Below are 11237 nucleotides of genomic sequence, written 5' to 3'. Positions count from 1 at the left end.
CCTGAATTTACCACTCAGAAGCCAGATTTCAAACCAGCAGTTGTGCAACACCCAGTCCCCTTTTGGGTAACTTAAAACAGGTGAAACAAAAGATGAAGATCTATATTGGATGATTCAGCATCATGCAATTACCTTGGTAGTGACTCTTTTAGAAGATAAGATGCGACTATCCTTAAAGTGAAGCCAAATAATGAAATCAATTTATTTGCTAATTATATGCTAAAGTCTCTGACTCTATTTCACACGGCTTATTCACTACGCAAAGTTTTTACCGGGTTCATCACTGCGGCCTTGATGGCCTGGTAGCTCACCGTGAACAGTGCAATACCGGTTGCTATCAAGCCTGCCAGTGCAAAGATCCACCACTCCACCTCGATATGATACGCATACGCCTGCAGCCACTGGTTAGCGCCAAGCCACGCAATGGGGAATGCAACACAGCAGGCGATCAAAACCAGTTTCACAAAATCTTTAGAGAGCAAGGCTATAATGCTTAATAGGTTGGCACCTAAAACTTTTCGCACGGCAATTTCCTTTAACCGTTGTTCTGCCGAATAGGTGGCCAGTCCGAACAGGCCCAGGCATGCAATGACCACGCTGGCCAGGGCCACCCAACCAAGAATCGTTTGGCTGCGCTGATCTTCTAGGTAGAATCGTGCGAGCTGCTCGTCGAGAAAGTGGTATTCGAAAGGCTCACGTTCATCATTTGCTACCATTACCCCTTTAAGCTTGTCGAGGGTAGCTTGAATGTTTTGGGGCATGATTTTGACTGAGAAGTAATCGATAGGATAAATCGGATTGTCGTGGTATGCGATAACCAACGGCTCTATCTTCTGCCGCAATGATTGAAAATGGAAATCCTTTACAATGCCGATCACCCGCGGTTTGAACGAAGCGTTAACGTCATCATAAATGGGATTAAAGAAGGAACCACGGGCAGTTTGAGGAATCTCAACCACCTGCGAAACATCGCTAATGCCTAGCATTTTCGCAGCCGTTTCGTTGATCAGGATGGCAGAAGTATCGTTCTCATTCTTAAAGTTGCGGCCCTTAAGCAACTCGATCTTATAGGTCTCAAGAAAATCCTTATCCGCACCGATCGCATAGGCTACCTGCGGTTCATGACCACTTGCCTGCTTTGTGAGCTTTACTCTCACTAACGTTTTCCATTCGCCGGGTACATGCGATGTTACAGACACCCTCTGTACAGCAGCGATCTTCGACATCTCATTCTTCACCCATTCAAAGTTAGAGCGGGCCTTCACCACATTCACGTCAATGACCACCATCAGCTCTTTGTTGAAGCCCAGATGGCTATTGTTTAAAAAACGTACCTGCCTGAAGAGCACAATCGTTCCGATGATCATGACAATTGAAATCGCGAACTGCAGCACCACTAATGCTTTACGCACAGTGAAATCACCACCAGTTTTGAGCGTCAAGCCTTTCAATAATGAAACCGGGTTGAATCGGGAAAGCAACACGGCTGCATAGCCCCCGGAAAGCAAACCAATCGTAAGGATCATGCCTACCGCAGCGACCCAGAAACCGAAGCCTACGGAGGTGAAAAGCGAAAACTTTTTATTCACAAATTCATTGTAATTAGGAAGCACAAGCGTAACGATGACCACAGCAACCAGGAAAGCGATCACTGTTGTGATGAGGGATTCAATTAGAAACTGCCCTATAAGATTGCCACGTAGCGCTCCGATTGCTTTTCGAACACCGATTTCCTTAAGCCGGCTGGACGCCCGGGCAGTGGTCAGGTTCGAGTAGTTGATTCCTGCGATCAGCAAGACAAGAATGGCCGTAAATGAGAACACTGTTACATAGAAAGGGTTTCCCTGCGGAATGCTATCAACATTTGTATTTCTTGCCCCATCGACGATGCCTTCAGATTTCAAATGCAGCTCCTTCAATGGCTGAAGAGTGTAGGAAAGCTTAGTGCTCGGTTCGAGTGATGCATTGGCATGAACAAGGCGGGTGATTTTACTGGAAACAGCATCAGGGTTTGCTTCGGGGCGTAACAATGCGTAGACAGTATAGCTTGCTGAAGCCCAATCACTCTGCATTTCACGCATAAATTCCTCGTTTGAATACCGCGTTGCTTCTGACAATACGCTGGTAAAAGTAAAGCTGGAATTTTGCGGGTGACTTTTCAGGACTCCAGTAATCTTGACAGGATTCTCCATTCGGGTAAACTGAAGATTTTTATTGATCACATCCTTTCTCCCAAAGATGCGCATAGCGAGATCCTCTGTGATAACAATAGAGTAGGGTTCTTTTAAAGCTGTAGCTCTGTCTCCTTCAATCAGGGGAAAATCAAATACCTGAAGCAAATATTCATCGGCAACAGTGATGGTCTCCTGTACATTCACGGGTTTCTCAGGGTCGACAAGGTTATCACGCCCAAGGCGTTGCATGCGTGTTGTCTGCTCTACTTCCGGAAATGTTTGTTTGGATTCTTCAGCCACCATATACCCGGCTGCGGCAACCGTTGTAGCTTGGGTGTTGGGACTTTTTTCGTGCATGATCACACGATAGATTCTTTCCGCCTTACTATGTTGCGTATCGAAGTTGAGTTCATCATACACATAGAGACCAATCAACAGGAAACAAACCATACCGAATGTAAGGCCCAGCACATTCAATGTTGAGTAAAGTTTGCTTTTCCAAAGGGTTCTCCACCCCATAATAAAATAACTTTTAATCATACCGTTGGAGGTTATAGGTTGATGAATAATAAGTGATCTGGTAATTCCGGGTCTGAAGAGGAATAGAACGTCTTTGAACAAGCGTAAATTGGCCTGGGTTCTCCCCTGGTCTGCTAATCTCCTATCGTAGAATTCGAGCAGGTCTCCTTCGATGTCTGCGTGATATTCCGGCTTGCAAAACCATTGCAGGAAACGCAAGATGAAACTCGGTGGCTGGGCGCTTTTCATGGCCGTTTATTTAAGATTGAGCACCAGTTTGGGCAGCGCCTTCCAAAGCTCGTCACGCGAGGCTTTGCTATAGTCAAGCGCTTTCTTTCCATAAGCGGTAATCTCGAAAAAAAGCTTGGGTCGTCCACGTCGGCTTTCGCCTGACTCTCCCAGCTTTGATGACAGGAAGCCTTTGGATTCAAGTCGCCGGAGCGTGATCTGCAGGGCGCCGATGGTTACTTCCCGGTTAAGGCGTTGTTCAATCTCATCTTTAATCGTTACCCCATACGCGTTTCCATGCAACACGCCTACTGTAAGAAGGACAATCTCCTCGAATTCGCCAAGTTGAATATGTTTCATAGCTTAATAATACTATTATGTAGTAATAATAGCGAGGATTTTGTAAAAATACTATTTTGTAGTAATAATTATTTCGTAGGGTGTGTCAGGCCCCCACATTTTCGTATATAAAGTAGGTAGATTCAAAAAAATAGTAAATGAAATGGGGGAGTTATTTTAACCAATCCTTTTTATTCTTATTATAAAAATGTGGCCAAAAGGGGAAATAAAAGAGGGGAAGAATAGAGTTCAGATCATATTTTTCCCCTCTAGCCCCTATATAATGTTTTAGCCAATGTGAGTTAAATTAACTCCCACTTTGTCATTACTGATGATAAGTCTGACTTTTAGGGAGGAGGGTACCCATGTATGAAACCCCGACAAGCATCCATTTGGACTATGGCGAACAGGTTCGGACCTCAGATGCACGATGGACCAGCAGACGAACGGATGTGCTTCGCCATTCTATCAGCATCGAGTCCAGATCGGCAGGTCTATATTTTTCCAAAGCCTTCTTATTATTCTAAAGCGTAATGAACTATTTTTATTTAAAAATCGGCTATGATGGAAAAAGATTATTATGTCTACTCGGCAGAGATACTGCTTGCCGGCACCAGGGCGTTTTTAGAAGAAAAGCTACCTGCCCCGCCCACGCCAGGCCATATGATCGGCTTGCTTTCGGCGCCCCTCCATGTGCTGCTTCCCATGCTCCAAAAAAGTGAGAAGGCATCGCCAGTACTGGAACCCCTTTTAGAAGATTATACCAGTTTAGCTTCAAGAGAATTACTACAAGAAATAAAAATTATGGCCTGCCATCTCCTTTCACAAAACCTGGAAGGGCAAAAAGAGCAGGAACTAAAAAGGGCACAAGCAGAGGCCGGGCAGTTAATCAGGCATTATGGAGCAAACGCTTTGCCTGATAACTTTTTATATCCACCCTTGCGCAAGCACCTTTTACCAGCAATCCTGATTGATAAACTAAGATATAAATGGTAGCTGGCCATATATAACTTGATCCTTTGGCCTTTTTATCTGTTAAAATAAAGTTGCTAAACCCAAAGACATAGGAGTAAAACCAGACAATGGTGGAGGGTTGAAAAAGAAGAAGTTAATGAAACTGGGTATATTTTATTACTTGCTGCTCTATTGAATTGATCTTTAAAAATATGATTTATTTCTATCATAATCTTATGGCTTTTAACAAGGATAAACTTTATTTTACATTCTCTAAAAAGTAGATTTTATGCTGATAAACGCTCAAATAATAGCTGAAATCAAAGCTATCATAGCTGAGGGAAAAGAAAAAGCCATTAGAGCCGTTGATCATCAACGTACACTGATGTACTGGCATATCGGCAAACGTATTTTTGAAGAAGAGCAGCAAGGAGCAGCCCGTGCCGGCTATGGAGAATACTTGACTAAATACATTGCAGATCAATTAGAACCAGAATATGGCACCGGATATTCCCGTCGGCAAATAGAGTTGATCCGTCAGTTTTACCGTACCTTTCCAATTGCGAATACACTGTATTCGCAATTAAGCTGGAGCCAATACAAATTGCTTATCCGCATAGAAAGTGAGGATAAACGAGATTTTTACATAGCTGAAGCGGTAAAAAATAATTGGACCGTGCGTCAACTGGAAAGGCAAATAGATAGCAGCTTGTATGAAAGATTGCTTTTGAGCAACGACAAGGATAGTGTTCTAGCAGTAGCTAGAGGCGACAAACAACCTTCCGATGCGAAAGAAATTATCAAGGATCCGATGTATCTGGAGTTTTTGGGATTAAGACGGGAAGCCTCCTATTATGAGAAAGATCTGGAGCAAGCCATTATTACTCATTTACAAGAGTTTCTTTTGGAAATGGATAACGGTTTTTCCTTTGTAGCCAGGCAGAAACGGATTCATTTAGAAGGGGATGAATTTTTTGTTGATCTAGTGCTGTACAATCGCTTGTTACAATGCTTTGTCATTATTGAAATAAAAACTCATAAGCTCACACATCAAGACCTAGGACAGTTACAGATGTATGTCAATTATTATGACAGGGTAGAAAAGTTAGATAGAGAAAACCCAACCATAGGCATTTTATTATGTGCCAGAAAAAATGATTCGGTCGTGCGTTTTACCTTACCGGAAGGGACAAAAAACATTATAGCAAGTAAATATGAGATTTACTTACCTACAGAACAACAACTGATAGAGGAAGTAAATAAAGAAATTGAAAAAAGGAATCCAACAGAATAAAAAACTCATTATTCTATCAATTATAAATGAGTAATGCCAACTCCCCCTTTCTTGATACTACAATTTAACTTCTAAATATAACTTCATACACTAAAAAACGTCTTCAATATGATACTGTACGCCATTTAGCATAAAAGAATCACCTTTCTTCTTGTCCTTCATCGCATGGTAAATGGGAGAATCTGTAGAAACACCAAGGTATGGCTTTCCCTCCACTTCAAAGACCGGCAGGCTGGTAGAGACAAACAAGTTCTGTTGATCGGTTAACACTACAGAACCTTGCTTTACCTGCTCATGTAAAGTTTCAACCTCCATTCTCTCTAGTAACTGAAGCTGTGCCTGCGCAGCATCCACTTGAGGAGCCACTAAATTAATTTCATCCATTACCTCCTCGCGGGTGGATTCAAAGTGGTCAGTGAAGTCATCATCCTCATTTTGAGTGGTACTTTCTACCCTTTCCTGGACAGACTCTGTTAAATCATCCCGCAAAAGTTGTTGATTGCTCCTGCTTTCTTCCAAAATACGTTTTTTTAGGCCTAGTTTGTCCATGCGCTGCTATTTTTGTTGATAGGTGAATTCCTAGTAGTGGTATACGTATTTTTTTGTCACATGACCACATACGCGTACTAGAGAATATGCTAAAGGAGCGTGATTGCAACTAAGGTGAAACCAGCCATGCGATTTATTTCATCTGATGGACAACCAAACTTCCCTAAAGGAGTTTACCCTTGAGTTAACCACACCGGATTAATAAAAACCTAAAAACAAGGTTTTTTATAAAAACGAATTTAAATTTTAAATATAGATGCATACATTCTCCGTTGAACGCTTGTCCTTTACGACGATCCATGAACTGCCCCATTCGTGGGAAAAAAAGGATTACTTAGCCTTACTTAAACAAATGGACTATGAAAACCCGGAAGAAATCCCCGATTCGGAGCTACAAGCTATGTGTCTGATGTCGTTGACGGATGTAGAACCGGTGGAGGCAGCTCAAGTGATCGTAGGGTATTTGTTTGCCGGGCAGCTGAGTGAAGGCCAGATTGAAAACGTATCCCACCAAATGCTGACTGAAAAACTATGGGAAGAATATCCCGAACTCTCGCTTCACGAAGGTTTCTTTAAAGCCACTCAGCTGTTGTACACGGCCTATAATGGAAAGTTTCCCAGAGGCGAAGCCGTACAGTTTCAAATTAAGTTAACCCCTGAAGAAGGTGCGAGTCTTTCCCTTTTTGATGGCCATCCGGAGGCACCACTGCTGCGGTTATTAGCCCAGGGTATGCCGGACAGAGCCTTACTTAATCGCCTTTTTAGTGAGAAGTTAGCAGGGGATTCTTTTGAGGAGGCAAGGCATATTCTTTGGCGATTGGATACCATAGAAAAAGATAGCAATTACATCATTTTTGAAATTGTCAGTTCTGCTTATTGGCTGGAGGATTTTAAATATGCAGAATCTTATGTTGCCCAAACACAGTCAGATAGTGTAGAAGAGGAGAAAAGTTAAGCAAATGTATTTGTATACCTAGGGGATGGATAGGGTATAGAATTTGAGTGTCAGCCCTATTCTCTTCTCATAGATACCGCAAAGAATAGAACCACTAAGTTAATAATGGATAACGGACAATTAGTTTAACCTTCCATCCCATCTTAATATGTAGCATTGGGTAAGAGGGCAGGTAAAGCCACAAGATATGCTTGTCCTTGTTGCTCTTCTCTTTACATATTTATATTTCTCTAACCAAAGTGCAGCCGGTATAATTTTGTAGGCTTTTAAGGAGATAAATCTAGTATAGTGCTTTTCTGAGAAGGAGGAATCCTAGCAGGTGATGTTTGAACATTGAAATATGGCTGATCTTGGATTGAAATCTCACTTGTACTCATCAAACCTGAGCCATCTGCAGGTTTAAGGCAGGCGTGCCTCCAAAGTAAGTTTATAACTGCCAGTAGCCCCTAAATAAGCTGGCTCAAAGCTACTTGTTACATCTGAGGCATAGTCCTGATCAGCATTTCGCAGGCGAAGATTTAGTATCTGACCAGTCGGTAGGTAACGGGCCGTGATGCGGTAACGGCCAATAGGAATATCCTGGGTTTGCCCTATAGATTGGCCCTCTAGCTGACGTACTATTTTTTGACCTTCACTGCCATCTATGAGCCGGCCAATAGGCTCTAAAGTTAGTTCTAACCCTTGTGTATCTACAAAATTACCCTCTCCATATACTTCTACCAAGCCTCCATAGTAGCCGTTTCCTCCAAACTCTGTAGGCTTTGGCCCTGTGAGTTTCCATTGCAGGTTACAAACAGCGCCTTCTGAGCCGGCAAAGCCACCTTCTTTGTCCGGATGCAGATCCAGCACATACGTCTTGTTGTCAAAGCTGACCGTTACTGTTCCGCGCACGTACCAGGACCCTGGAGTGAGTTTGAGGGAATACTCTCCTTTAGCATCGCTTTGACCTAAGACATTGTAGTTATACAATTGAGCGTTATTGACTACAATATCTGCGTTAGCTAAGGGCTTGCCTTGCGTATCTGTTACTTTGCCGGAAGCATAGCCCTTTTGAGGAGAGGTTGGGGAAGGTGCAGGATTTGTATCTGGATCTGTGGTGCAAGCTGTGATCAATAAAACAGATAAGAGAAGGTTAATAAGCAAATAAAGCGGTTTCATGGATTGTTTTAAAATGAATACGTAAGGATTAGTTCAAGGACGCTCATCAGTTAGCAGAGCCCTGTTTTTGCTCGTCCTCCCAATTTTAGAGCGGCAGCTTTACAGACTCTTACTTTATGGAAAATATAGGTAGCGGTAACCTTGCCCATAAAATTATTATACTCTCAATTGGAACATGGGCTATTTCCTTTGTCCATACAAGCAAAAGGTAAGAAAGGCAGTAGAGAGTAAACATTACAAGTTTGATCAAATCAATCCTGTAGAAATAAAAAAGCCTGCAGTATTTATGACTTTGGATGCAGTTGATTTTCTTTCTAGTGTCAGTGTGAAAAGGTAGACATCTTTCCCCTCTGCTCATTTCGATAAGGAAACACAAAGGGACTAATTCCATAATTTTTTCTCTTAGATAATTGTCCACTTTTATTTGACGACATCATTGATTAGATCTTCAAAACAAGTACTCATTCAACGAGCTTTTGAAAGGGGGACCTATGAGCTAGTTTCTACTGTCAAGACGTTTGATTTATTTCAAAGTTTATTTGAGGAGATTATCGATAAGAGAGTGCACTATTAAACATATTATGAAGAAGCGCTTAAGAAACTTCCATCAGAATAGCAGGTAAAGTGATATATCTTAACTTTTTGGTACAGACCCAAGAAAGGGGAGAATAAAAAGACATCTTGTTAACAATACTATTGTCGGATTAGCCTGCCAGTACATCTTTATATGGATATTACGCTACACGATATAAAAGAGGAACTAAGACTAAAACAGCAGAGCGCATGCTAGGCTTATTGAATCACTGCTATAGTTTATACAAATCAGCTACTACCACATTGTTTGCTATTTTTCTGCTCTCAGCCGGACTATCGTAGACAATAAGCAAATGTCTTTGATCAAAAATGGTCATTCCTTCTGCTTTGTCTTTTCCTGAATTACTATCAAAACCATGGGGTACAGTAAATAATTTCTCGAGTTCTTCCTTTCCTACCAAGGCTTCCTTCTGTTGATGTAGGCCATTTTTCCACCGGAATACAGCAATCTCTCCATCTAAATCCATGGTAGGTCCGGCAAGAATCAATAGATCCTCTTTTAAAATAGCTAATTCACGGATGCCCATTCCCCCTAAATGCAGGAAATGTTTTTTATATAGCTTCCCATCTGCCTGTTCTTTTAATGCAAAATAGCCATCTGCCGTATCTACTACCTCTACTTCCAGAATGGCAGCCCAGCCCCTAAGTACAGGCCCCCGCAAACCAATGTATAGTTTCTCTCCTTTTATAGCCAGGCCTTCAATATCAAAGCCATTGTCCTTTCCAGGAATATGCATAAAGGCTTTAAAATGGATATCTTCTTTCAATACTTGCATCAACTGATTGGTCTCTTCCCAGCCAATCAGTTGAGCTGCCGTTAGTACAGTCTCAGGCTGAGTTGGATGCACACACGATTTACAAAGCCGGTATTCGCCTGTCTGTGGATTGGGCAATAAAGGAATCCGGGCAAGGATATACCGGTTAGCATCGGCTTCTACTTTGGCTAATTTCTGGAGTTGCTTTTCTACATCAGCTGATTCTTGCTTCGGCTTTTTTCTTTTCAGGCTGTGGGAACCAACCAGCCATAAATAATGCCCATGAAAGCACATACCTTCGATATCTATTTCACAGCCATCACCGGCAGGCAACTGGAGATAATCTAGCAAACTAAAAGCTTGGTGTTGAGAAAAATTACCATTTTCATCGATCTTCACTCTTTCCAGACCAATACTTTCATCGCAGGCCATCCACAAATAATCTCCGCATCGTTCCACCGAGGATAAGCCATCTCTGACATCTTTGCCTTTTGAATAATTTTTTACTTTATCATCAAACTGGAGTAGTATAGGTTTGGTAAACATGGTATGTGCAGGTTAAATGTATGTGCAGGTTAATTATATTTTATTTTCCAGGTGTATTCAAGCAATTGATAATATGATACGTGTGCTGGTCAAACCGGTTCAATAAAAGGGCAAATGCTACTTTGTTGGATGGATTAATGAGTATAAACAAGATATTACCGAGGCTCAAGTAGAAAGCCATTTATAAAGAAGGATATTATTTTGCCTTCTTTATCTAGGAAGGATTCCTGGAGATTCATTTCCATACTGGCAATAAGGCTTCTAGATATAGACTTGTTGTATATGGGAGAAGTGCTTAAATAAAAAAGATAAGCTTGTGAAAAAATATAATTGTGAGACCTTTACACCTACTAAATTAAAGTCAAAATTAGTATAGATTTATGGCAAATAAATTCCCCATTTTGGAGTTTCAACAAAGGGGGAATAGATTTAACTCCTCTTAAACACCTGCAAATTCAAAGAATTATCTGCAAAAGAACCCCTACGGCAACAAACATCAATTCTATAGCTATTGGTAAAAGGTAAAAGAAAGATAAAATCCTTGCAAAATATTACAAAGAAGATTGCTACATTGGACTTGAAACCTAACAGCTAGACCTCACTTCTGGTAAAACCTTGTTCAGTCATGGAAGATAACCAGCATAAAAAAATACTCAAACTTTTTCTTCGAATTGCCCTTTCTGCCAGATTTCTATCAGCTGTGGCAGACAGATTTGGGTGGTGGAATAAAGAAGTTTCGGTGTGGGGAAACTGGAATAGTTTTTTAGCCTACACAGAATTGATCAATCCTGGGCTGCCCAAGGCAGTAGTACCTGCTATTGGCATTATAGCTACAGGGGCAGAAATACTCTTTGCCTTCTTTCTTATCATAGGATTCAAAACAGAGTTGTTCGCCAAACTAAGTGGGTTTCTTTTACTGCTCTTTGGGCTTGCCATGATTATTTCGACAGGAATAAAAGCAGCATTAGACTATTCAGTGTTTCCAGCTACGGCAGCAGCCTTTGCCTTAAGTTTGATAAAGGAAAAATATTTAGAAGTAGATAGTTTAATTTCAAAGAGAGATCGCCAAAAGGCACTACAATAATGAGTATAAAATAAAGGGCAGTTAGATTAACTCCCCCTTTCGAGTAACCATATCACTCTTCTTGCTTTAATATCTCAATGTGCTTTCT

General features: G+C 41.4%; 9 protein-coding genes. 4 read left to right on the top strand and 5 right to left on the bottom strand.

Going from position 1 to position 11237, the window contains the following annotated elements; translation table 11 throughout:
• Positions 1-248: 248 nt before the first annotated feature.
• Positions 249-2942 carry an ABC transporter permease gene (locus Q0590_RS35505; RefSeq protein WP_302042431.1) on the bottom strand — a complete coding sequence of 898 codons (2694 nt, stop codon included), beginning with the start codon at positions 2940-2942 and terminating at the stop codon, positions 249-251.
• 6 nt (positions 2943-2948) lie between these two features.
• Complete coding sequence (locus Q0590_RS35500; RefSeq protein ID WP_302042430.1) at positions 2949-3281, bottom strand: PadR family transcriptional regulator; 333 nt, start codon at positions 3279-3281, stop codon at positions 2949-2951.
• A gap of 540 nt (positions 3282-3821) precedes the next feature.
• Here Q0590_RS35500 and Q0590_RS35495 point away from each other — a divergent pair.
• Together Q0590_RS35495 and Q0590_RS35490 are read left to right on the top strand one after the other, a co-directional pair.
• Positions 3822-4256, top strand: a complete 435-nt coding sequence (locus tag Q0590_RS35495; RefSeq protein WP_302042429.1) for a hypothetical protein — start codon at positions 3822-3824, stop codon at positions 4254-4256.
• 247 nt (positions 4257-4503) lie between these two features.
• Positions 4504-5508, top strand: coding sequence for a PDDEXK nuclease domain-containing protein (locus Q0590_RS35490; protein ID WP_302042428.1), 1005 nt, complete (start codon positions 4504-4506; stop codon positions 5506-5508).
• A 90-nt stretch (positions 5509-5598) separates the two neighbouring features.
• Here the strand turns inward: Q0590_RS35490 and Q0590_RS35485 are convergent, their stop codons facing one another.
• Positions 5599-6057, bottom strand: a complete 459-nt coding sequence (locus Q0590_RS35485) for a hypothetical protein (RefSeq protein ID WP_302042427.1) — start codon at positions 6055-6057, stop codon at positions 5599-5601.
• Between the two features lie 256 nt (positions 6058-6313).
• Between Q0590_RS35485 and Q0590_RS35480 the strand changes: the two genes are divergently transcribed.
• Positions 6314-7012, top strand: a complete 699-nt coding sequence (locus Q0590_RS35480; protein WP_302042426.1) for a hypothetical protein — start codon at positions 6314-6316, stop codon at positions 7010-7012.
• A gap of 399 nt (positions 7013-7411) precedes the next feature.
• Here the strand turns inward: Q0590_RS35480 and Q0590_RS35475 are convergent, their stop codons facing one another.
• Together Q0590_RS35475 and Q0590_RS35470 are read right to left on the bottom strand one after the other, a co-directional pair.
• A complete protein-coding gene (locus tag Q0590_RS35475) occupies positions 7412-8170 on the bottom strand; it encodes a peptidase associated/transthyretin-like domain-containing protein (RefSeq protein ID WP_302042425.1) in 759 nt (252 codons plus the stop codon).
• An 806-nt stretch (positions 8171-8976) separates the two neighbouring features.
• A complete protein-coding gene (locus Q0590_RS35470) occupies positions 8977-10065 on the bottom strand; it encodes a DUF3616 domain-containing protein (protein ID WP_302042424.1) in 1089 nt (362 codons plus the stop codon).
• Positions 10066-10690: 625 nt separating this feature from the next.
• On the opposite strand from Q0590_RS35470, the gene Q0590_RS35465 reads away from it, so the two are divergent.
• Positions 10691-11149, top strand: coding sequence for a DoxX family protein (locus tag Q0590_RS35465; protein WP_302042423.1), 459 nt, complete (start codon positions 10691-10693; stop codon positions 11147-11149).
• Positions 11150-11237 lie beyond the last annotated feature (88 nt).

Origin of the sequence: Rhodocytophaga aerolata, assembly GCF_030503435.1 — a bacterium.
Taxonomy (GTDB): Bacteria; Bacteroidota; Bacteroidia; order Cytophagales; family 172606-1; genus Rhodocytophaga; species Rhodocytophaga aerolata.
This window is presented reverse-complemented; position numbering and strand designations above follow the sequence as displayed.

Coding starts and splice junctions, on each gene's coding strand:
- Q0590_RS35505 (WP_302042431.1), bottom strand. CDS start 2,942: ATGAAAAGCGCCCAGCCACCGAGTTTCATCTTGCGTTTCCTGCAATGG.
- Q0590_RS35480 (WP_302042426.1), top strand. CDS start 6,314: ATGCATACATTCTCCGTTGAACGCTTGTCCTTTACGACGATCCATGAA.
- Q0590_RS35495 (WP_302042429.1), top strand. CDS start 3,822: ATGATGGAAAAAGATTATTATGTCTACTCGGCAGAGATACTGCTTGCC.
- Q0590_RS35500 (WP_302042430.1), bottom strand. CDS start 3,281: ATGAAACATATTCAACTTGGCGAATTCGAGGAGATTGTCCTTCTTACA.
- Q0590_RS35470 (WP_302042424.1), bottom strand. CDS start 10,065: ATGTTTACCAAACCTATACTACTCCAGTTTGATGATAAAGTAAAAAAT.
- Q0590_RS35490 (WP_302042428.1), top strand. CDS start 4,504: ATGCTGATAAACGCTCAAATAATAGCTGAAATCAAAGCTATCATAGCT.
- Q0590_RS35475 (WP_302042425.1), bottom strand. CDS start 8,170: ATGAAACCGCTTTATTTGCTTATTAACCTTCTCTTATCTGTTTTATTG.
- Q0590_RS35485 (WP_302042427.1), bottom strand. CDS start 6,057: ATGGACAAACTAGGCCTAAAAAAACGTATTTTGGAAGAAAGCAGGAGC.
- Q0590_RS35465 (WP_302042423.1), top strand. CDS start 10,691: ATGGAAGATAACCAGCATAAAAAAATACTCAAACTTTTTCTTCGAATT.